Raw genomic sequence first — 20,744 nt, forward strand, 5'->3', positions numbered from 1 at the left:
AAATGGTATACCGAGTAAGACTACATTATACGCAAATGAATGTTGCAGGGCATACATTCCAATAATATAACTAGAAAATACAGCCATAGAGAGCAAAAAGCTGGCCATTAACAACTGGGAAAGAAGCAGCTTTTTTTAGATAAACTTAAGAAACCCATTGCTGCTAAAGCCGTTCCAAGTACAAAAGCTAAAACACTAATAGCTACGTTCATTGAAACGATACGATTGTCACCGCCAATTAAACTATTAAAGAAATTAAGTGTCCAAATCGCGATTCCTAACGCAAAGCTGCTGCCTAGATATAAGAAACGCTTCATATGCCCTTTCGTTGTCCGCATCATAAGTAATAGCTCAATCGCTGTATATGTCGAAATAAAAGTCAACATTACCGCGGTAATAAAAATAACTGAATTGGGTGATACAATAAGTCCGTCCATTATTTCATATTACCTTTCTACATCTATTTTCTTATATTGTAATGGAAAAAGTAACGATATTAAAAACTTTTTTTGTTTTTATTTCATTTTATAATATTTCTTTTCTCCCATCTTCGACCCAAAATAAGGAATATCAACAAAAAACTTCACATTTATGATGTAAAGTCCTTTATTTACAAATCTCTCTACGTTTATAATTAACAATAAATATATTTATAGAAAAAGGAGCGGGACAGGTATATGTCAGACATAATAAGCTATCACGCAGCGGAAGCTGTCCAAAAAAAAACGCAACATAAACGCTTAACAATGCGCCAAATTATCCAACGTGCTTTTCTTATTACACTAGGCGCCATCTTAATGAGTATCGGTCTTGAAATCTTTTTAGTACCGAATAATGTAATCGATGGAGGTATTACTGGAATTTCGATTATGTTATCTTACACGACAGGTTGGAAATTAGGGATATTTATCTTTCTTTTAAACCTTCCTTTCTTTTTCGTCGGCTATAAACAAATTGGTAAAACCTTCGCTATTTCCACCCTTTATGGAATTATCATTCTTTCTATCTCCACAAGCTTATTGCATCCTGTTTCTGCCTTTACGCAAGACATTCTGCTCGCTTCAATTTTCGGAGGTATGATTCTTGGTGTTGGAATTGGGATTGTTATTCGATATGGCGGCTCTCTCGACGGTACAGAAATTATGGCGATTTTAGCCAGTAAGAAACTGCCCTTTTCCGTTGGGGAAATCGTCATGTTTTTCAACATCTTCATTTTAGGCAGTGCTGGTTTTGTCTTTTCCTGGGATCGTGCTATGTACTCTATCCTTGCTTACTTCGTCGCTTATAAAACAATGGATGTCGTGATTGCAGGACTTGATGAATCGAAATTCGTTTGGATTATCAGTGACAACTTTCATGACATTGGCGATGCAATTCTCCATCGACTCGGCCGCGGGGTTACATATTTAACTGGTGAAGGGGCTTACTCTGGGGATGATAAGAAAGTCATCTTCTGTGTCATTAACCGTCTTGAAGAAGCTAAGTTAAAAGATATCGTAAAAGAATACGATTCCTCTGCCTTTCTAGCCGTTGGGGATATTGCTGAAGTACGCGGCGGCCGCTTTAAGAAAAAAGATATTCATTAAAAAAGAGCAAATGCTGTTTTAAGCATTTGCTCTTTTTTCCACTTAATAGTTTCTTGGATTATTAATCGCTTGCAGCATGCGTGTTCCGGCCTTCATTTCACTACCACATAACGGACACTTTTGATCATCGCTGCTTGTAAAGTTATCACGAATCCACCCTTTACAATCATCAGCTACACATTCCCATACTTTCGTTTCTTCGGGGACAACTTCTTCTGCATTATTTCGTCTATACAATATATCTCACTCCTTAGATTCTTTGAAAAACTATTTTTCATTCAAGTGGAACGAGATACGAGAACCCGTTAGTATGAACAAGAAATCTAATTCTATTATATCATATTACAGCTCAACTATTTGGATAAAAGCCCCAATCGGTATATAAACAAAGCATTTCCTATTAAGCTACTTTATACACGAGCGTAATTTTTGCCCAAACCTGAAACAATGAAAGCCCTGCCTCTCTCTCATCCATACGGCTCCAAAACCGCGCCTGTGAGAATCAAGTTCTAGGACACAAAGCACATCTTTATTCACAAAATCTCTCATAATAATGGAAAATGAAATTTACACATAAAAAGGTTGTAGAAAATCTTGAAGGCTAAATAAATGTGGAGAAATCAATTGATTAATCTTTCATGCTTATACTCAACTCACGAGCATAATTTAATAAAAATGCTGCTTTATAAAAGGCTATGTTATATGAGGCGATTGATTGTTAGTTTCTTTCATGCAACTATGTGTGAAACAGTAATTGTGTACACACTAAGCTAAAAGTTACGCCAACCAATACATTAACAGTGCCTTATAAAAAATTACTCTCTAGCGATTTATCATTTAAATCACTGAATTTTAATAATAACACATTTTTTTCTATATGTAAAGAATTACAAAAAAAATAAAGAGGTGAGCAACTCACCCCTTACTTAAATGAAGTAAAGTCTGTCTGGATTTTCGGCAGTTCTCGTACTTCTTCAATTAACTGACTGCCACACATTGGGCATACATAATTTTCAGAAGCAAAGTCCTTCCTCATCCACCCATTACAACTAGCTGATTCACATGCGTATACAACGGTGTTTTCAATAACTATTTCGGGCTCCTCTGAATTTCTTTTAGCAAAATACATGGGCAACCTCCTCTTTTCCATAGTATACGCATTACGTTTATAACTTATTTATGAACTGAAAAAAATTTAATTACTCTTCTGTCCTCGCTTTTACAAGGGCTGCTTTAATCATAAAATAGGATGTTTCCTCAGATAACGCTTCTTTTAACGGCTTAAGCTTGTCTGCACCGAGCCGATTGGCTGTTTCAATAATTTGTTGATATGCCGCTTCTGAAAAAATTTGATTCCAGTCTATTTCCAAACCTTCTTCAGCACACTTGATAATATGACTTTCAATCGTCACAATTGATAAACTGCGAGCTGTCGCAATGTCCTTTATCGCTTTTCCTTCACGATACAATTGATAACTTTCAAGATGCGTTGGTATTCCTCCATTTTTTCGTGATTTCTCCTTCGGTTGAGGTATATGCGCTGCCTCGGGGTGCTCAGCGACATATGCTTGAATACTCTCCATAAAAGCTTGACCATATCGTTCAAGCTTTTGTTGCCCGACTCCTTTCACATCAAGGAGTTGATCCTTCGTTTGCGGTAATTTAGCCGCCATATCCTTTAACGTTACATCTGAAAAAATGATAAATGGTGCAACATTTTCCGCACTCGCCAATTCTTTACGCACATGACGTAATTGTTCAAACAAGACATTATCCATTGTAAGGGCAGCAACTTGCTTTCTTTCCTTACGATACACTTGCTTCTGACCCATTAAAACTTCTTTCCCACTATGCGTTACTTTTAATACCGGATACTGCCCACCTGTCATTTCGATATATTGCTTAGCGGTAAGAAAATCAATAAAGTCCGCTACTTCCTTCGCTGTTTGATGCTTCATAATACCATAGGTTGATAAACGCCCAAAACCAAACTCTTCAATTTTCTTATTACGAGAGCCTGTTAACACTTGACTAATTAATGTTTTTCCAAAACGTTCCCCCATACGAATCATACAAGATAGTACCATTTGAGCTTCCGTTGTTACATCCATTGAATGACGTTGATCTGTACAATTCTCACAATGACCGCAATCTTCAGGATTTGCATCGCCAAAATAGCGTAAAATAAAAGCTTGTAAGCATCCTTCGGTAAAACTATAACCTTTCATTTTATTTAATTTCTTTAACTCTTCTTCTTTTCGTTCGGGATCTGGGTGAGATTGTTCAATTAAAAAACGCTGCACTTGCATATCTTGGGGAGAATATAAGAGAATACACTCACTATCTAATCCATCTCGTCCAGCACGTCCCGCTTCTTGATAATAACTTTCCATGTTTTTAGGAGTTTGATAATGAATCACATATCGGACATTTGATTTATCAATCCCCATTCCGAATGCAGACGTTGCGACCATCACCGATAGGTCATCCTGAATAAATTGATCCTGCATGAAAGAGCGTTCTCCTTCATTCATTCCCGCATGATAACGTCCAACTTGGATGCCTGCTTTTTGTAACCGCTGATAAAGCAAATCAACATCTTTTCTTGTTGCTGCATAGATGATACCCGATTCTTGCTTATTTTTTTCTATATAGCGCATGAGAAATTGATCACGATTCTCCTCTTTCACAACCGAAAAAAACAAATTATCCCGAGCAAACCCTGTAGAAATCGTCGTTTCATTATCAATTCCAAGCGACTGACAAATGTCTGCTGTTACTTCCGGTGTAGCTGTCGCTGTTAAAGCAAGCACAATTGGTTTCGATGGCAGCTCTTTTAAAAGGGTTTTAATTTTTAAATAGCTTGGCCGAAAATCATGTCCCCAATAGCATGTGGTAATTTACGACCAACTATTTAAATAAAGAGAAATATCTAAAACACAAGGTAAACTTAGTGACTCTCATTTAAAATGAGTTGTGATATATGCTATTCGCCTATAGAAAATTTATAGTTACCTTTAGCTCATCAGGATTCGATTTATCCCATATAATTGAATGTATGATTGTTTTATAAAGCCTGTTTAGATCACTATTAGAAATATGAGGCATATCCATTACCTCTAAGAATTTATTAATTGCGTTTACTTTTTCGCTTCTTGTCATGTTGCCTAAATTATCTGTTTGTAAATTCAAGGCATATAACTCTGATTCCAATTTAGAAATATTATCTAAAATTTTCTTTTTTTGTTGAACAGCTTCTTCAGGTGTAAAGAATTTAGCTAGAGCTAATGTTGTAACTTGTTCTAATTCGTCTTCCAGCTCAATGATTCGTTCCTCTTTCTTTTTTTTCTCACTTTCAATCGTTTTAGTCAATCCTCCACCTTTTGATACCCTTTCATTTTCTTTCTCAATGTCATCCCTATACATAACTAATTGTCTCTCTATTTCTTTCATGAGATACATTGTGCTGCCACCGTGGTTATCACATTTAGTTATTCCATCTTCTAAGAAGTTTTTACATGCTTCTACGTATGAATATCTTTCCGATTCAATTTTACTTTTCTTTTGTGCCATAGTTGCTCCACATTTTGAACAGACGATTAGACCTGATAAAGCATTTTCACCTGTAGTTGCATAAGAATCACGTTTTCGTTTTTGCATCTCAATGAGTATTTTTTCGTGTTCCTCTTTTGTTTTTACTGCTTTATGACAATTCTCAACAATAATCCAGTCTTCACGTTTATTTACTTTGTAATCTAATCTACCTGTACTCAGTCGCTTTTTTGATCCAGTTGTCTTATTTGCGATAATCCGTCCCAAATGAGTCTCATCTTTAAGTAATCGTCTAATACCTGTATTGTTCCAAGTTGAACCTCTAGGGGATGCGATTTTCCTTTTGTTTAACTCCCAAGCTATCGTATAAGGTGACATTCCGTTTAAGAATGAGTCTACGATGAATCTATATATTTCTAATTTTTCTTCATCAACAATTAACGAATCTAAGTCCTCACCTTTTTCAATACTCTTATCCGTCTTATCTCTAAACTTTGGATTGTAGATGTATGGGATAGGTGGAGTTCCATTTGTCCATTTACCTTGTTTAGCTCCACGTCTTTTACCACGTTTTAAACGTTTAACAATAGCTCTATATTCGAATCGAGCCATTAAATCTTCAAATTCTGAGACCATCATGTCGCTTTCATTTGTTAAATCGTATACTCTTGTAGGTGTAACAATAAGACAATCATTTTCTGCTAATATTTTATTGATTTGAGCTTGTCCTACACCTTCACGAGAAAGCCTATCTTTGTCCATTACAACTACGGCATCGTACATGTCTTCTTGAATATCCTTCAAGAGTCTCGATAACTCAGGTCTATCCATTAACTTTTGACTTGATCCTATTTCACCGTATTCTACATATCTCCAACCATTCTTTTCACATAGCTCGACTAATTCTTCTCTGTGTTTGTCAAGGTCTTCCTCTTGACCCCTAGACTTCCTCAAATAAATTGCAACATCTTTAATATGATTTACTGCATTGATTTCCATTGATTATTCTCCAATTTCTATTTCAGGTTTAGTAAATTTAATAACAACTGTTCTTCTATGACCGATATCCTCTATAGACACCACTTCTCTGTTCCAATTCCATCCGTATTTATCAATCCTTTTGATGCCTAATTTAACTGCTCTAGATAGGATTGATTTTGCATTTCTGTGAGGTAATTGTTCGTTTACTGGTTTATATCCACCTGTAGGGTAATGCTTTCTTAAAATCGCATCCTCTGATTCAGTCCAGTTAGTTGATCTTTTTCTTCTTACCTTTTGAATATGAGATTCATCTTTCTTTAAATTCATCTCTTTTGCTTTTGCTAGAATACTATTAGATGTCCTATTAGAAAAATGAGTTAATAGTTCATCTATCGTATTACATGGGAACAATTCTTTAAGTTTAACTTCTTCTTCCTCAGTCCATTTTAATTTTTGAGTAGTGCTTAGCTTCAATTTCTTAGCTTTATTTACAATAGCTGCTTCAGTTCTATTAGGAAGTAACCTAATTAATTGGTTTATATTTACCTTGTTGTAGTTTTCTTCTAATAATGATAGTTCATTTTCTGTCCACGAAGTACCTTTAGGCATTCCTATTCCCTCCTAAAATAAATATGATAGAATTAATTTAGCATACATTTTTGGATATTTCACTATCATATTTACAATTTAAAATAAAAATAGAAGATAGCGAAATGCCATCTTCTACAATCCATTCAATTTTTAGTAGATTCTAATTCTTTTGATTTACCTTTATCGTATAATTCATTTAAAACAGTAACGAAGTTTTTAATTGCTTCTTTGCTTAGTTTCCCCTCAAACGTCATAGTCATTGTTTTTAATTCACTCATATGTACTCCTTATGTAATTTTATTTAATTGGATTATATTTAACACATTCAAACTCATCATTAATTTCCTCTTGAATACGTCCTTCTTTAGCTTTAGCTAATATAGAACAATTCCTCTTGTATCGTTTACATACCTTACATTTGTCTTCAAATTCATTCATATGTATTTCATCATTAAATATTCCTCTATATGTAACTGGAGTGAATGTAACAACAACCTTTGGATCATCTGGATTGTATAGTATCTTTTGTGTTCTGATTAATACCCTACTATCATTCTCATACACTATCTTCTCTAAAGCATCACATAGGAGCTTATATACGTTGTTGTCGTCACGTCCCTTGCGATTAAAGTATATTTCTGTATCCATGTATATGTAATTATCTAACGTATACTCATAATCCCAATGACTATTTTTAATTTGTTCATTAGCTGCTGTTTGAATAGCTTTCTTTGTTTTTTCTCCTTCTTTACTAAGAATACGTTGACCAGTTGGAATACGACTCCTAGTTTTAGGATTATAACCAAACTTATTTATGTATAAAGCGTTTAATGATATAGGTAAAGGCAAAGTAAGTTTTAATTCCAATTAATCATCTCCTCTTTAGTTGACTTTATTATTCAGCTTCTCTCATCCAAATGTTTCCCCAATCCTCGTGTAACTCATTAAAGTTACTGTGAATGAACTCGAAACATTGAATCATATCATTATTCCAGTATAGTACTTCGTTTGTTTTAGAATTGTATACCTCTAACATTCTAATCACTCCTAATATGTAATTTTATTTAATTATTTCTTAATATCCTTTGATGGAATCATTACTTCCCCTTTTAAAGTTTTAATTAACTTTTCATCAGGCTTCATATTGAACAGTTTGTTAGCTAATTCTTCAAGTTTACTCATGTGTTTCACCTCCTAATAAAACATGCAAATTTATTACTTCTCCCATAGATAGTCTAAGAAATCTAGATACTCATTTAGTTGTTTTTCGCTCATAACATCTAAATTTTTAGCGATTAACTCAAATTCCGATTCGCTACTTTCAATAAACTCTCTAAAAGTTTGTAGGTTTGTTGCTCCCTCTTCCGCATCACAAATACGTTTATCTAAATCCTCTTTTTTCAACATTATTTTAAATCCCCTTTCTGCACAATTTTTAATCTACTACTCATTAATTTCACTCGATATAAGATATATTTTATCTGAATTATATTGTGAAATTAGGCTTAAAAGCTCTTTATTTTCAATAGTTTTATACCCATCAATTTCACAAACTTTAATTAAATTCAATTACCTTACCCTTTTCAACAAAATTAATACCATATATTTGCTTTAAGTGGTCTAAATCAGCGTCATCTTGATAATGCATTCCATACATCTTATTTAAATCAATATCATCCTTATAAAACTCAACTACATCTTCTAAATAAGAATGTACAGCATTAGGAATAATTGAAACATCATGGAATAATGCAACTGTTTCTGGATTAATTAGATTTCTAAATTGAGCATTTTCATGTTTAGCGATATCACTTGTGAAAATCACATTATTATGTAATTCCTCGTCATGTACTTTAATACCAAAAGACTTCATTCCTTGAGCATGTAAATTATCAGTTTGAATTAATTCGACTGTATAATTACCAATTTTAAAAGAATTCAAGTATCCAATTCCACAAGTATATACATTGAAATAGTCATTCAAGGTTAATCCATCTGTAAATAATCCTTTACCAACAACTTCTTCAAATTCTTCTTTCATAGAACCTCTAAGCCATAAATTAGGTTTGTGATTATGAATCCATTTACAACGTTGAGCGAACTCCTCTAAACCACCTACATGATCACTATGTAAATGAGTAATAATTATATCTGTAATATCTGACTCTTTATATTCTGCTTCTGGTAAGCTGTATCTCAATGTTGTCCCTGCATCAACCAATAGATTTCTATCCCCTAATTCAAATACATAGTTGTTGTGATAGTATTTTGTAAAAGCTCCATTTACTCCAAGTGGTTTAATTTTAATCATTTCATATCCTCCTTCATTTTAGTAAAAAGAGCAGCTATTACTAACTACTCTTTTATTATAATACTTAATTTTATTTATGTAAATGATTATTTAATTTTACGTTTATAACTTACAAATGAATAATCATAAGGATTCTTATTATCCTTTGAATTAAATACATTGTTAACTACTTCAAATTCATCTAGCGAAAATTCAGGGAAAAATGCATCTACTTTATCAAATTCATGGTGAATAACTGTTAATTCAATTGAGTCGGCATAAGGTAAGAATTGCTTATAGATGGAACTCCCACCTAAAATCATGACCTGTTCACTTATGTCGCTATAGGTTTCATACTCTCTAATAATATCTTTAATGGACGAATATACGAATACTGCTGGATGTGGATCATAATTAGCATCACGAGACAATACAAGATTTGTTCGTTCAGGTAAGGGAGAACCAATAGACTCATACGTATTTCGACCCATGATGCAGATAGTATTTAAGGTTAACTCCCTAAAGTGTCGCATATCTGAGGGAAGCTTACACAATAGTTGATTTTTATATCCTAACCCTCTATTTTTATCAATCGCTGCTACAAGTGTAATAGTCATACAGCCACCTCAACTTTTCCAATTTTACCATGATTTTCATAACCAACTAATTCAAAGTCATCAGCAGTTAATTCGAAAAATGGCTTCTTTTTTAACTTTTAACTGTGGCAATTCATATTGTTCTAATTCTTCATATCTTCTAATCATTTCTTCAACTTGTTTGATATGTTTATTATAGATATGAAGGTCTTGGATATCATGTTTCAATACCCCTACTTCTAAGTTGCATTCCATTGCAATTGCGTGCATTAGACTTGCATACTGTACTAAATTCCATCCTCCTGCACCTGCTGCGGTAAGTTTATCTCCGCTTCTTTGTGTAAGAGTCATATACAGTTTCCCATTTTTAACTGAAAGGTTTGTTCCAAATGCACATTCAATGAGTGATTTTTTAGCTTTAGTCTCTTGTTCTTCTGCGTTAAACATGTTCATTTGAATACGTCTACTTGTTGGATTAGTTTTAATTTCATTTAGGACATAATGAGGTTGTGACGGGAATCCCATTGTAGGTTTAGCGATTTGAAATCCATAAGCTTTTTCTATCTCACCGTTTTCGTTACTCCAAGAATCCCAAATGCTTGATTTTAAATCTTTAATCTCATTAGACATCTGAATATATATCCATCGCATCTCTTCTATTGCAGCTTTATAATTGATGTCTCGCAGCGTTAAAATTGGGAACCCTTTAGATAGATCATACTTATGTGAAACCTGCAAAATACGCTTAGTTTTAACTTGAGAGCCATCTTCCCATTTTGCTCTATTATCAACTTCCCAATCTTCATTTAAAAACCTGTTTTAAATCATCAATAAAAATTTTATCCACATACGTCATATAACTAAGCAACCTCACTTTTATCTAAATATTCTCTAACTTTACTTCTAATCTTCCTACAATAAACACTTATCATTTGATGAGTTAACCCTAAGTATTCACCAATTTCATATGTAGTTCTTTCTTTCATTTTCATATGTAGTTATAGTTTTTTCTTTATCACTAAGTAATTTAAATATATCTTTATTCAATAAGTTTAATATAGCTTCATCTTCCACATTCATATATTGCGATGACTTGATATACTCATGGAATGTGTCGCCTGTTTCTGGCACTTCATTGTCAATAGACATTAGCTTATATAAATCTGAATCTTTAGGGGCATTTTTTGCTTTTCTTATCATATTTCATTGCTCTACAGTCTAAATGTAATCGTCTAACAATATTGTTTCGAATTGCATTAATTGCATATGTATTAAATTTACCTTTACTGGATTTATAACCGAGACAAGATTCCCATAGAGCTTCATATCCATATTGCAAAAGGTCATCATAGCTAATTTTATTTTTTTCTGCTATTGCTTTCGGATTTTTAAACATTTTCTTTAGTGTGATAGCTACTAATTTTGTATTCTGTTCGAATAACTCTTCAGGTGACATTTGATTTATCCTCCTCTCATAGTGAAAGACAGAGAGCGTATGAACCCTCTGTCAGTGTGATAAAAGTAAAATTTTAATATAGAATATCAGCTACAAATTGTGACCAAGACTCTAATCTATCGTAAATTTCAGGTGATTTTAAATCCTTAATCTTAATCCATTTGCCAAGTAGTTGATCTGTTTCACGAACTAGAACAGCTTCCTCAACAGGTAACTCACCGATAACCAACATTCCTAGATGAACTTTGCCTACGTCATTAGCATCGTCATTAATTAAACCGATTGTATTTAAATCCATTTTATCAGCGTCAATAATTAACTCTTCCTCTAGTTCACGTTGCAAGTTGATTGAAAGTGTTTCATAGAAATCTTTCTCAGGAACAGTATTAACGTGTCCTCCAACCCCAAGAGAGATTTGACCATGTAAACGTGTTTCTCCTCCACCACTTAAGCGAGTATAAGAGAATACTTCATCTCCACGTTTGATTACACAATAAGGGATAGGTTGCTTGTAGTCATTGTTTTCTTCAGCATCTCCTCTTCGCATTTCTGAAAAAGTAGCTGCTAAATTATCTGTGATTTGTTTTGTTGTTTCTTTATTTGAATTTACGCCTTGGAATGTTAAAGCCTCATCTGCAAATACTTCTTTACGTGGTGCTACTACAATGATTTCATCCATTTTACCCATTTATAATCATCCTTTTATTGTGTATTTTTATTAATTATCATTAAGGGAGGAATCAACCTCCCTTGTCTAACTAAAGTTTCGAAATGATTTCTTCTAATTCATCAGGTTTAAAGCCAATTGATCGTTGTACTTCATTTCCATTGTCATCTAATAAGATTGTCACAGGAACGCTCATTACTCCATATTTAGCTCCATCTCTGGATTTTCCATTACATTGAAAGCTTCATACTCTACTCCTTGGTCATTCAAAAAACTTGATACCATTCCACATGGATTACAATTTGGTTTTTCTAATTTAATAATTTTACTCACAATAAATCTTCCTCTCTGTAACTAAACTTCCATCCTTTATGTGTTTTAACCTTTCCTTTTAAACAATTGTAAATGCCTTGGCGTATTAAGCTATGCTCTCTAGAAAACTCTCCCAATCCTTTTACTTTTTGTATGTTTCCATCAGGAGGTAGCGCATAGAATGTTTTCTTTTTATCTTCGTAATCTATTGCTTCGTTGTTTTCTTTACTTGATACAAATTTACAAGTTTCAAAGAATATACTTTGTATTCTACTTCTTTTTGTTTTATGTCTTTCTAGAAAAATTAAGCCTTTCTTAAATAACTTTTCATCGTAACCTTCAATATTTTCAATATCATTTAGGAAGTTGGTGAATGTATGCCCATCTTTCGCATACAGTAACACCTCTACCACCGTATCTATGATAAGAGTGAAACTTTTCATCATAACATCTTTCCAGCATTCCACTCCACACTGTATACTCTCTTTTGAAGTTAACCATTTTAATATCTCCAAGAATACCTATTCCAAACACTGATTTCTCTAATCTATCTTTAATTTTTCCTCTTTTTATTTCAACCTTTTCTACGACTCTTTCATATCCTGTTTTCTGAAAATCTAATCCTATATTTAGTGTTACCCGATTTATTTTTACCTTCTGTACAAATGACCCTATATTCTTGATTCGCATTATTTTTTAAAAACTTCTCCGACAATACTGGTTGATTTACTCACAGATCATCAAATCCATTATCATCATTAATTTTTGTATACGTTCTAGGTTTTTGCTCAAAGAAATCTGATTTACTATCATTGATATTTTCTTCTGAAAAAGCTCTAATCCAAGGCATAGGGTTATCGCTGATATCATCATAAAGTGGAGTAATTCCCATCATTGACAAACATTTATTTGCTCTATACTTGATATACTCCTTCATCTCAATCATATCGATGTCTTCTTCATTTTTAAGAATATATTCAGACCATTCAATTTCTTTATTAACAATTACTTCAAAGAACTCTTTAGCAAATTCACCAACATAATTTGATAAGTTAGGGTTTTCCTTAATAAAACTATTTAAAACGTCAACAACCAATTTTGTATGAACAAGTTCATCACGATTAATGTATGAAATCATAGTTGAAGTTTTAAGCATTTTTTGGTTTCTTGCAAGGTTGTAGAAGTAAGCAAAGGCAGAGTAAAAATTAATTCCTTCTAATGCCACAAGCAACTAGAGCTTCGATGAAGTTTTTTACTGTTGGATTATCTTCTAACTTCTCATAAACATCTACAATTAGTTTATTTCTTTCGTAAATAGGTTTTTCTGTTCGTGCCATTTCAAATGCTTTATTTTGTCTTGCAGACTTTTCTAAGGAAGATAGAATATATGAATATGATTGATTATGAATTACCTCTTGTTGCATACTGAAAATGAAATCTGCTTGGAACGCTGGATCTGATATGTATTTAATTAATAGTCCAAAGAATTTAGGTTGAACCGAGTCAAGAATTGCAACTAGTCCATTAATCTTCATAAAAGTATCTTTCTCTTCTTCTTCGGAGAAGTCTTTCCATTGTTTAACGTCATCACTCATATTAATTTCAAATGGTGTCCAAAAGTTTTCTTCAAGTTCTCGTAGTCGTTCATAAGCAAGATCATCTCTAACATCATTCCAATTTAAAATCCCACTGGCTGAACCATTTACAATCGCTGTAGCTTGATTTGGATTCTCTGGAATTAATAACGGAACTCTTTTTACTTTATCATCTAATTGTAACAAAATTACATCCTCCTCATTGAATCGATAACAAATTCATTAATTTTATTTATTTGATAATCACTAGTTGGTCTTTGTTCAATTCTTAGTTGATTAACTACCTCTGTTTTTTTACTAAGGTGATAAGATATTTCATCAACTGCTCTTGCAAAGTGTGTCCATTGCGTATCCCCTGTTCCAAATACAGAGAATTTAGGTAGTTTAAAATTATTGTATTTAAGATATATCTTAGATAATCCAATACATATAAAGGTGTTTTCCCTTCTTTGTATGTCGGACTACCAATGAAAACAATATCATAGTTTTCTATGTCGACTGATTCAAATTTACTTTTCTTCCCCAAGGAAAGAACATCAAATTCTTTCCCTAGAGAAGTTAATTTCTCTTCTATTTTATTTGCTACTACTTCTGTATTTCCGCCTAATGAATAGTAAACAATTAAAGATTTAATCAAGTACAAGCCTCACACTCTTTATATCTCGCATTGGTTGAATCATCATTAGAGCCACCAGAAGTAGAACGCACATAATAAATAGTTTTCAAATCATTTTTCCATGCTTCCATGTGCAAGTTTAGTAAATCTTTTGCTTTAATCTTGTTGTGTACATATAAGTTGAAACTTTGAGATTGATCAATATGCTTCTGTCTTGCTGCATTCTGTCTGATACTTTGAATTTGATTAACCTCGTGAGAGCTTTGATAATACCATACTGTGTTAGGATTTAAATCAGGTGCAGTTACAGGAATCTTATAATTTTTCTTTTCTTCGAAATATAGTTGTCGATAAATAGGATCAATTGATGCACTTCCATTACAATTACACTCGTAGAGCCATTTGGAGCTACAGCAATTAAATAGCCATTTCTCATCCCATTTTCTTTCACCGAGTTGATGAGTTCATTCCACTGTTCATTAGTAACAAATCTTTCGGTGTCATCTTGTTTCCCGTAATTTCTTCGTTCAAAATAACTTCCAGTATGCCAATCAGAACCTTCAAATACAGGATATTCACCCTTTTCAATAGCTAATTCATTTGACGCTTTGATTGTTAAATACGCAATTTTCTCATATAACTTATCAGCGTAATCTACTGCTTTTTCAGAATCCCATTGAATTCCTTTTAGAGCTAGTAAGTGATGCCAAAAAGTTCCTAAGCCAATTGCTCTATATTTTAGATTAGTTAATTTAGCTTGTAGAACTGGGATATTGTTTAAATCAATTACATTATCTAACATTCTAAACTTGAATAGAGATCAGTCTTTCTAAAACATTATCTGGGACTGCATTGCCTAAATGAATTGATGACAAGTTACATACAACAAAGTCACCTGCTTCTTTTAACGATGATAATTTTTCCATCGTTAGTGTAAGTTTCTGTAACAGTTGTTTCGCTTGTGTTTTGAGCGATTTCATGACAAAGGTTTGAGCAATAGATAATTCCTGCATGTTTATTGGGATTGTCACGATTCACTGTATCTCTAAAGAAAAGGAAAGGTGTTCCTGTTTCTAATTGTGCCTTCATAATTGCTTTTTTGAATTTCGATAGCTGACACTTTTTCTTTGTGTAATTCATTTGATTGTACACATTGCTCATAACGTTCTCTAAATGTACCTTTACCTTTTTCTTCGTCATACGAATCTTCTAATGACCATCCCATTACTTCTTTCACTTCATGAGGATTAAATAAGTACCAATCTCCACGCTTTTCAACTTGCTCCATGAATAAATCTGGAATACTTACGCTAAAGAATAAGTCGTGTGCTTTCAAACGTTCATCACCATTATTTAATTTTGCTTCAAGGAATGAGAAGATGTCGCTATGCCATGCATCAAGTGTTACACAAATTGAACCTTGTCGTTTTCCTAGTTGATCCACACTAACTGCTGTATTATTTAGTTGTCGCATCCAAGGAATAACTCCACCTGAAGCACCTTTATGTCCTCGAATATTTGACCCTAAGCTTCTAATTTTTACCAAGATAGGCTCCAATTCCTCCGCCCCATTTTGATAAATTGGCAACATCAGTATTACTATCGTAAATACCTTGTAAGCTATCTCCTATCGTATCAATGAAGCAACTTGATAATTGTCCAGATGCCATACCAGCATTACCCATAGTAGGTGTAGCTACAGTCATATAGAAATTAGATAATGCCCAATAAGATTCTTCTACAAGTTTCATTCGTTTTTCTTTTGGCTCATTAATCATTTCAATCATAGCAATTACTAGGAATCGTTCTTGAGGAAGTTCATATGTACGTTTATCATAGTCTTTAGCTAAATAACGATCATGAAATGTTTTTAAACCAATATAATTGAATTTATAATCTCTTTCTGGAACAATGAGTTCGCTTGCCTGTTTAATTTCATCTCTTGAATACTCTTTTAGAATTAATTCAGAGTAAATTCCCATCTCACCTAGTTTTTTAAGAAGTCCGTAAAAACTACCATACTTATCATTTGCATCATATGAACGATTATAAGCAGCTTCTTTGTAAAGCTTGTTTAGAAGAATTCTTGCTGCCACATTCGTCCATTCCGTTTCTTCTCGTGAAATATTATCCAATGCATTCAAAATTAATTTATCTGTAATTTCTGCTGCTCTATACTCATCAACATTTTCAATTGAACGTACAATTCGATGTTTGTAACTTTCTGAGTTTAATTGTGGGAAATCCTTCATCACATTGTCAATAAATCTTTCTAATCTTTCTTTATCGAACGGTAATTGTCTTCGTCCTTTATCCTTTGTGATAGCTGTCAACTCATACACCTCTTATAATATATTTTTATGTAATTTCATTTATTATCTAACTCAATATGTAATACTATTTCTTTCTCTAACTTTCTTCTGAAACTCTGTATAATCCTCTTCAGTGCTATCTAAACTAAATGCCTGTAGAGCTTCAGCATATGTGCTTGCTAAGTCTTCTTCTGACTCAACTACTTCTTCAACAGGGACGTAATTCTGTTTAAATAATTCCTCAGTTGTAATTTGCGTATTACCGTTTTTATCAGTTAGAATAAGATCATTAGGACAAATAATCGCTTTACCATACTGTGTTTCAATTACTCCTTTTTCAGTAGCCTTAGTAACAGAAACTAAAAATCCTTTATGGGCGAATTTTTGCATATGTATTAACCTTGCATTGGATATAGTTTTAAAGAATTTTCCACCTAATTCTCTTGCGATTGCTTCAAACTCATTAATTGCTTGAATTCTAAACTTACACTTATGTGTTACTAATACCTCTTTACCGTCAACTAATATCGTTCCTGCGAATTGTTTGATGTGATCAGGTGTAGCCTCGTGATAGTTGTTGAATACTGTACGTTGACCCCAGTTAAACTTTGTGTAAGATTTTTTAAATGCCATTTTATTATCCCCTTTTAATTATTTTAGTTTATAATTTTATTTATTATGTAACTTAGTTAATCTTGATGAAGGCACTCACCTCCTTAACTGGTATACTATTATATTACCATATTTTAAAAACGTTGTCTATAATTATATAATTTTATTTATTAAATTTTTTAATCTAATTCTTTAGCAATTGCTGCATGATAAGCCTCTACAGCTTCAATAAATTCATCATCCATAATAGTTAATCCAAATTGATCTAGAATAGTGTTAATATTTTTCATAATATGATCCTCCTAGTTTTAAATTAGATTTTTATGTATAAATTTATTTAATTAAACTTCTAATAATTTATGATTATATATTCTTTCATTAGCTACATCGAAATACTCTTTTTCTAATTCGAAACCTATGTAGTTTCTATTTGTGTTTATACATGCGATTGCGGTAGTTCCAGATCCCATACAATTATCCAAAATAACTTCACCATCATTTGAATATGTTTTTAATAGCCACTCAAATAATTTCAAAGGTTTCTGAGTAGGATGTAGATTCTTAGAGTTCATGCCTTCATTTGAGAATTTAATCACTGTCTTTGGATATCTCTTACCGTCTTCTGAACCCAAGTCTCTTATCTCATTTGTTTTATTAAAATTACTGCTTTTTACGGAACAATCACCTTTTCTTATATAAGGCTCTCCGTATTCAAATTGTGGATTATATGTAGGCAGTTTCTTATAAAATACTAATATATTTTCATGACTTCTTAATGGTTTCTGTTAGCATTCAAAGGATCGCTACCCTTTTTGCTTCTCCCAAATAATATCATATCTAAACATATCTAAATTACTGACTACTAGTTGAGATGTAAAAGGTTCTGCACTTGTTAAAACAATAGCTCCATTTACCTTAATAATTCTCTTGTAGTGTTCCCAAAGTTTATCAAGTGGAATTAATGAATCCCACTTATTTTTTGTTTTAGCATAAGGTAAATCACATAGAATCATATCAACTGATTTATCAGGAATTCTCCACATACCTGTTCCTAATTCTTTATCACCTAAACAGTCTTCATTATAAATTTTATTTAACTCTAACATTATATCACTCTCCATTTAAATTTTTATAGATCATTTAATTCCTGCAACAATCCATTTGGATTCATCGCCCAATTTTATTAGTTTAATTGTTACACGATAGCATGAGTCTTTCATAACTAAAGTTTCTTTATCCCAATAGATCAATTTATTCTTCGAATTTTCAACTATCTCATCTACTAATTCTTTATATAGTTCACTAGTCCAGTAAATACCTACTGAGCGATCTTCAAAATTCAAGTCTTCATTTAAACCATTCTGTATATTCGTTGTACAGCACAACTTTTTCAAGTGTTAAAGTATTCATTATTTCTTGTCACCTCCAATAAAAGGAATGTTTTATTTATCAGTCAATCCATGTAGAGTGTTTACTGATTCTTCAAGACTATCTAGTTTTTCATTAAACTCCAACCGTTGTATATACAACATTCCCAACATACGACTGTTGTAATTCCTAGTAATATTGATATTTTATCAAATTTATTTTTCATATTTTTCCACCTCGTTTTATCGCTTCTTTGACTTTTTCTTGTCATCATCTTCATAAATACTAACTTCTAAATCCATATTAGGATTCTCAGACTCTAATTTATCCTCAAGTTTCTCTTCTACTTTACTTAACAGATTGACGTTTATTTTCATATGTGATAGTTTTTCCCAGTTGAACTACAAGCAGTTAATAATAAGGTGCTTAAGCCTAAAATGATAATTGGTTTCTTCATTTTACCCCTCCTCTTCCATAGTTTCACAATATGTGTCCATTGCTTTAAGGGAAGTTAAGCTCATTGGTAGTTAGATTGTCAGGATGTTCATCATTTAGCTCATACGCTAGATCAAATACTGAATCCATTAATTTGCTAAAAGCTTCATATCCTAAGTCTTTTTCATTTTCCATTTGTAAATCACTCCTTGTAAAAATCAAATTTATTATGTAATTTGCGATTTGTTTTCGTTTATTTTTGTGTTGAATCCAGCAGGATTTTTTCTTTTTGTTACAGGTGTAGTAATTGCTTTTACATTATCCCACCCATATACATTTCGTCTTGTTAAGAATGTCCTGTGATTTAGATTATATATTTCACACCATTCCAATGAAGTTTTCGTTTCTCCATCAATCGTTATTTTATAACAGTTTGATTTGTTTTTATTTTGAAACTCCATCGTTACCCACCTACAGTTGCTTGGTTCATAATTTTTAGTTGGATCAATTCGGTCTAAAGTTAAATTATCTTCATATCCATTTGAGATTGCCCAATTATAAAATGGTTCAAACTTTTCCCATTCATCATGATACGTAATTCCCTTTCCTCCATACCACTTATAAGCCCAATTTGTCGGTGTATTACATCTGTATTTCATATTAGCCCAAGTTTGGTAATAAGCGAGGATGAGACTTTTTAAAAGAAATCTTTTTCTCTTTATCCAAGTAATTACCTCCTTCTACATCACTTCCTTAACTGCTCAACCTCAAAATCATCAATACTCAATCCAAGCAACTCTAAAACTTTCTCATTGCTCATCTTATCTCGACCTTCAATTTGTCTAATCTTAATCCACACATCATCTATACAATTCTTACAACCTTTAATCTCAACTCTAGAAACCTTATCTGTCAAAGTTATAACATGACTTCGATCACCTGTTTCTTCACATAAACCACAAAACATACGCTAACCTCAAATCTGTAATTTCATTTACTATAATATTCATGTACTTGCTCTGCATTTACCTTCAATTGCTCACCAATTTCTTCGATTTTATTATGTAATTCGTCCACTTTACTAAGTAATTGTTTAACATCAGTATATTCTTCATCTCTTAAAACTTCATTAACATATCTATGTAGTACACCTCGAAATGTCCAGTAGTAACCAATGTCTTTCCAATCTTTCTCTGTCTCACCGTTTCGTTTATTAACCTCATGTAGTTTATGTAACGTGAAATTTCTAGGATCAGTAATTATAACGAAATTTTCATCTAATTTAAAATTCATATTTCAATCCCCATTTCCCATAATTCTTCTTTTACTTTATCAATTTCTTTATTCAATTCTTCCTCGAAGTCCTCTAGGTTGCTAATTTGACGTTTAACATCTGCTTTTTGATCTTGGAGTGAATGTAGCTTTTCTAATTTACTATTCATCTCATTCACCTTCCTTTTTATGTAGTGTACCAAGCTTTTAAGACTCGCCTATCAACTTGGTACACTATTATTATATTACGTAATTTTATTTATGTAAAGCTTTATTTTAAAATTATGTAAAATAAATTTCTTCAGATAATTCATTTAATTCAGAGCCGAGTCTATCCACTACAGGATCAATTATTTTACGCTGCGTTTCAGTTAAGTCTAAGTTATCAATAGCAATATATAGGTCGTCTAAGACTTCTGTGAGACTGTTTACGCATTGTGTAAGTGTCTCCTTCTTATTCTCCTGAATAACTGGTCGAAATTCATTCATATGCGATGCGCACT

The 20,744-nt window shown here is 32.5% G+C and carries 27 protein-coding genes and 4 pseudogenes; 1 reads left to right on the top strand and 30 read right to left on the bottom strand.

Annotated features, from left to right (window positions below; all coding sequences use genetic code 11):
* Window positions 1-107: 107 nt before the first annotated feature.
* Entirely contained in the window at window positions 108-437 is a 330-nt protein-coding gene (locus BAOM_RS25110) for a hypothetical protein (protein ID WP_257467314.1), read from the bottom strand.
* Between the two features lie 240 nt (window positions 438-677).
* Here BAOM_RS25110 and BAOM_RS13530 point away from each other — a divergent pair, with 240 nt between their 5' ends.
* The gene (locus tag BAOM_RS13530; RefSeq protein ID WP_127760701.1) at window positions 678-1,586 is read left to right on the top strand and encodes a YitT family protein; all 909 of its coding nucleotides are present in this window, start codon (window positions 678-680) and stop codon (window positions 1,584-1,586) included.
* A gap of 42 nt (window positions 1,587-1,628) precedes the next feature.
* Here BAOM_RS13530 and BAOM_RS13535 read toward each other — a convergent pair whose 3' ends face one another.
* From BAOM_RS13535 to BAOM_RS13650, 29 genes and pseudogenes are all read right to left on the bottom strand, one after another.
* Window positions 1,629-1,823 carry a cold-shock protein gene (locus BAOM_RS13535; RefSeq protein ID WP_127760702.1) on the bottom strand — a complete coding sequence of 65 codons (195 nt, stop codon included), beginning with the start codon at window positions 1,821-1,823 and terminating at the stop codon, window positions 1,629-1,631.
* 685 nt (window positions 1,824-2,508) lie between these two features.
* The gene (locus BAOM_RS13540) at window positions 2,509-2,715 is read right to left on the bottom strand and encodes a cold-inducible protein YdjO-related protein (RefSeq protein WP_127760703.1); all 207 of its coding nucleotides are present in this window, start codon (window positions 2,713-2,715) and stop codon (window positions 2,509-2,511) included.
* 70 nt (window positions 2,716-2,785) lie between these two features.
* Window positions 2,786-4,486 carry an ATP-dependent DNA helicase RecQ gene (locus BAOM_RS13545; RefSeq protein WP_257467710.1) on the bottom strand — a complete coding sequence of 567 codons (1,701 nt, stop codon included), beginning with the start codon at window positions 4,484-4,486 and terminating at the stop codon, window positions 2,786-2,788.
* 94 nt (window positions 4,487-4,580) lie between these two features.
* Entirely contained in the window at window positions 4,581-6,137 is a 1,557-nt protein-coding gene (locus BAOM_RS13550; RefSeq protein ID WP_127760705.1) for a recombinase family protein, read from the bottom strand.
* Between the two features lie 3 nt (window positions 6,138-6,140).
* Entirely contained in the window at window positions 6,141-6,728 is a 588-nt protein-coding gene (locus tag BAOM_RS13555; RefSeq protein WP_127760706.1) for a hypothetical protein, read from the bottom strand.
* A gap of 125 nt (window positions 6,729-6,853) precedes the next feature.
* Window positions 6,854-6,988 carry a hypothetical protein gene (locus BAOM_RS25115; RefSeq protein ID WP_257467315.1) on the bottom strand — a complete coding sequence of 45 codons (135 nt, stop codon included), beginning with the start codon at window positions 6,986-6,988 and terminating at the stop codon, window positions 6,854-6,856.
* 19 nt (window positions 6,989-7,007) lie between these two features.
* Window positions 7,008-7,577: a RusA family crossover junction endodeoxyribonuclease gene (locus BAOM_RS13560; RefSeq protein WP_127760707.1), complete on the bottom strand. Its 570-nt coding sequence runs from the start codon at window positions 7,575-7,577 to the stop codon at window positions 7,008-7,010.
* A gap of 348 nt (window positions 7,578-7,925) precedes the next feature.
* A complete protein-coding gene (locus BAOM_RS13565; protein WP_127760708.1) occupies window positions 7,926-8,117 on the bottom strand; it encodes a hypothetical protein in 192 nt (63 codons plus the stop codon).
* Window positions 8,118-8,265: 148 nt separating this feature from the next.
* The gene (locus BAOM_RS13570; RefSeq protein WP_127760709.1) at window positions 8,266-9,021 is read right to left on the bottom strand and encodes an MBL fold metallo-hydrolase; all 756 of its coding nucleotides are present in this window, start codon (window positions 9,019-9,021) and stop codon (window positions 8,266-8,268) included.
* Window positions 9,022-9,107: 86 nt separating this feature from the next.
* A complete protein-coding gene (locus tag BAOM_RS13575) occupies window positions 9,108-9,617 on the bottom strand; it encodes a dihydrofolate reductase (protein WP_127760710.1) in 510 nt (169 codons plus the stop codon).
* A 60-nt stretch (window positions 9,618-9,677) separates the two neighbouring features.
* Window positions 9,678-10,355, bottom strand: a pseudogene (locus BAOM_RS13580) (thymidylate synthase); the annotation flags it as partial.
* 204 nt (window positions 10,356-10,559) lie between these two features.
* Window positions 10,560-10,796, bottom strand: a complete 237-nt coding sequence (locus BAOM_RS13585; protein ID WP_127760712.1) for a hypothetical protein — start codon at window positions 10,794-10,796, stop codon at window positions 10,560-10,562.
* Window positions 10,768-11,052 carry a sigma factor gene (locus BAOM_RS13590; protein ID WP_127760713.1) on the bottom strand — a complete coding sequence of 95 codons (285 nt, stop codon included), beginning with the start codon at window positions 11,050-11,052 and terminating at the stop codon, window positions 10,768-10,770. The genes BAOM_RS13585 and BAOM_RS13590 overlap by 29 nt, the downstream gene beginning before the upstream one ends.
* Before the next feature lie 73 nt (window positions 11,053-11,125).
* Window positions 11,126-11,740 (bottom strand): hypothetical protein, encoded by a 615-nt coding sequence (locus BAOM_RS13595; protein ID WP_127760714.1) that lies wholly within the window; start codon window positions 11,738-11,740, stop codon window positions 11,126-11,128.
* A 174-nt stretch (window positions 11,741-11,914) separates the two neighbouring features.
* Window positions 11,915-12,052 carry a glutaredoxin domain-containing protein gene (locus tag BAOM_RS25375; protein WP_306821264.1) on the bottom strand — a complete coding sequence of 46 codons (138 nt, stop codon included), beginning with the start codon at window positions 12,050-12,052 and terminating at the stop codon, window positions 11,915-11,917.
* On the bottom strand, window positions 12,049-12,546 hold the full coding sequence (locus tag BAOM_RS13605; protein WP_257467316.1) for a hypothetical protein: 498 nt from the start codon (window positions 12,544-12,546) through the stop codon (window positions 12,049-12,051). The genes BAOM_RS25375 and BAOM_RS13605 overlap by 4 nt, the downstream gene beginning before the upstream one ends.
* Window positions 12,547-12,761: 215 nt before the next feature.
* Window positions 12,762-13,812, bottom strand: a pseudogene (locus tag BAOM_RS25560) (ribonucleotide-diphosphate reductase subunit beta).
* 94 nt (window positions 13,813-13,906) lie between these two features.
* Entirely contained in the window at window positions 13,907-14,263 is a 357-nt protein-coding gene (locus tag BAOM_RS13615; RefSeq protein WP_164853222.1) for a flavodoxin family protein, read from the bottom strand.
* Window positions 14,260-16,494 (bottom strand): annotated as a pseudogene (locus tag BAOM_RS13620) (ribonucleoside-diphosphate reductase subunit alpha). Before BAOM_RS13620 ends, BAOM_RS13615 begins: the two are co-directional and overlap by 4 nt.
* Window positions 16,495-16,626: 132 nt before the next feature.
* Window positions 16,627-17,187: a hypothetical protein gene (locus BAOM_RS13625; RefSeq protein ID WP_127760716.1), complete on the bottom strand. Its 561-nt coding sequence runs from the start codon at window positions 17,185-17,187 to the stop codon at window positions 16,627-16,629.
* Window positions 17,188-17,507: 320 nt separating this feature from the next.
* A pseudogene (locus BAOM_RS25380) lies at window positions 17,508-17,927 on the bottom strand (DNA-methyltransferase); the annotation flags it as partial.
* 42 nt (window positions 17,928-17,969) lie between these two features.
* On the bottom strand, window positions 17,970-18,272 hold the full coding sequence (locus BAOM_RS25385) for a hypothetical protein (protein WP_306821265.1): 303 nt from the start codon (window positions 18,270-18,272) through the stop codon (window positions 17,970-17,972).
* 504 nt (window positions 18,273-18,776) lie between these two features.
* A complete protein-coding gene (locus tag BAOM_RS25130; protein ID WP_257467320.1) occupies window positions 18,777-18,911 on the bottom strand; it encodes a hypothetical protein in 135 nt (44 codons plus the stop codon).
* A gap of 124 nt (window positions 18,912-19,035) precedes the next feature.
* Complete coding sequence (locus BAOM_RS25135) at window positions 19,036-19,164, bottom strand: hypothetical protein (protein WP_257467321.1); 129 nt, start codon at window positions 19,162-19,164, stop codon at window positions 19,036-19,038.
* Between the two features lie 32 nt (window positions 19,165-19,196).
* Entirely contained in the window at window positions 19,197-19,628 is a 432-nt protein-coding gene (locus BAOM_RS13635; RefSeq protein ID WP_180319785.1) for a hypothetical protein, read from the bottom strand.
* An 86-nt stretch (window positions 19,629-19,714) separates the two neighbouring features.
* A complete protein-coding gene (locus BAOM_RS13640; protein ID WP_127760717.1) occupies window positions 19,715-19,936 on the bottom strand; it encodes a hypothetical protein in 222 nt (73 codons plus the stop codon).
* A gap of 23 nt (window positions 19,937-19,959) precedes the next feature.
* On the bottom strand, window positions 19,960-20,262 hold the full coding sequence (locus tag BAOM_RS13645; protein WP_127760718.1) for a hypothetical protein: 303 nt from the start codon (window positions 20,260-20,262) through the stop codon (window positions 19,960-19,962).
* Complete coding sequence (locus tag BAOM_RS24440) at window positions 20,259-20,411, bottom strand: hypothetical protein (RefSeq protein WP_164853223.1); 153 nt, start codon at window positions 20,409-20,411, stop codon at window positions 20,259-20,261. Before BAOM_RS24440 ends, BAOM_RS13645 begins: the two co-directional genes overlap by 4 nt.
* A gap of 112 nt (window positions 20,412-20,523) precedes the next feature.
* A complete protein-coding gene (locus tag BAOM_RS13650) occupies window positions 20,524-20,730 on the bottom strand; it encodes a hypothetical protein (RefSeq protein WP_127760719.1) in 207 nt (68 codons plus the stop codon).
* Window positions 20,731-20,744 lie beyond the last annotated feature (14 nt).

This window comes from Peribacillus asahii (assembly GCF_004006295.1).
GTDB lineage: Bacteria > Bacillota > Bacilli > Bacillales > DSM-1321 > Peribacillus > Peribacillus asahii_A.

Coding starts and splice junctions, on each gene's coding strand:
- BAOM_RS13555 (WP_127760706.1), bottom strand. CDS start 6,728: ATGCCTAAAGGTACTTCGTGGACAGAAAATGAACTATCATTATTAGAA.
- BAOM_RS13590 (WP_127760713.1), bottom strand. CDS start 11,052: ATGTCACCTGAAGAGTTATTCGAACAGAATACAAAATTAGTAGCTATC.
- BAOM_RS25385 (WP_306821265.1), bottom strand. CDS start 18,272: ATGTTAGAGTTAAATAAAATTTATAATGAAGACTGTTTAGGTGATAAA.
- BAOM_RS25130 (WP_257467320.1), bottom strand. CDS start 18,911: ATGAAAATAAACGTCAATCTGTTAAGTAAAGTAGAAGAGAAACTTGAG.
- BAOM_RS13575 (WP_127760710.1), bottom strand. CDS start 9,617: ATGACTATTACACTTGTAGCAGCGATTGATAAAAATAGAGGGTTAGGA.
- BAOM_RS13570 (WP_127760709.1), bottom strand. CDS start 9,021: ATGATTAAAATTAAACCACTTGGAGTAAATGGAGCTTTTACAAAATAC.
- BAOM_RS25135 (WP_257467321.1), bottom strand. CDS start 19,164: ATGGAAAATGAAAAAGACTTAGGATATGAAGCTTTTAGCAAATTAATG.
- BAOM_RS13540 (WP_127760703.1), bottom strand. CDS start 2,715: ATGTATTTTGCTAAAAGAAATTCAGAGGAGCCCGAAATAGTTATTGAA.
- BAOM_RS13595 (WP_127760714.1), bottom strand. CDS start 11,740: ATGGGTAAAATGGATGAAATCATTGTAGTAGCACCACGTAAAGAAGTA.
- BAOM_RS24440 (WP_164853223.1), bottom strand. CDS start 20,411: ATGAATAGTAAATTAGAAAAGCTACATTCACTCCAAGATCAAAAAGCA.
- BAOM_RS13635 (WP_180319785.1), bottom strand. CDS start 19,628: ATGAAATACAGATGTAATACACCGACAAATTGGGCTTATAAGTGGTAT.
- BAOM_RS13640 (WP_127760717.1), bottom strand. CDS start 19,936: ATGTTTTGTGGTTTATGTGAAGAAACAGGTGATCGAAGTCATGTTATA.
- BAOM_RS13585 (WP_127760712.1), bottom strand. CDS start 10,796: ATGATAAGAAAAGCAAAAAATGCCCCTAAAGATTCAGATTTATATAAG.
- BAOM_RS13565 (WP_127760708.1), bottom strand. CDS start 8,117: ATGTTGAAAAAAGAGGATTTAGATAAACGTATTTGTGATGCGGAAGAG.
- BAOM_RS25110 (WP_257467314.1), bottom strand. CDS start 437: ATGGACGGACTTATTGTATCACCCAATTCAGTTATTTTTATTACCGCG.
- BAOM_RS13530 (WP_127760701.1), top strand. CDS start 678: ATGTCAGACATAATAAGCTATCACGCAGCGGAAGCTGTCCAAAAAAAA.
- BAOM_RS13645 (WP_127760718.1), bottom strand. CDS start 20,262: ATGAATTTTAAATTAGATGAAAATTTCGTTATAATTACTGATCCTAGA.
- BAOM_RS13625 (WP_127760716.1), bottom strand. CDS start 17,187: ATGGCATTTAAAAAATCTTACACAAAGTTTAACTGGGGTCAACGTACA.
- BAOM_RS13650 (WP_127760719.1), bottom strand. CDS start 20,730: ATGAATGAATTTCGACCAGTTATTCAGGAGAATAAGAAGGAGACACTT.
- BAOM_RS13550 (WP_127760705.1), bottom strand. CDS start 6,137: ATGGAAATCAATGCAGTAAATCATATTAAAGATGTTGCAATTTATTTG.
- BAOM_RS25115 (WP_257467315.1), bottom strand. CDS start 6,988: ATGAGTGAATTAAAAACAATGACTATGACGTTTGAGGGGAAACTAAGC.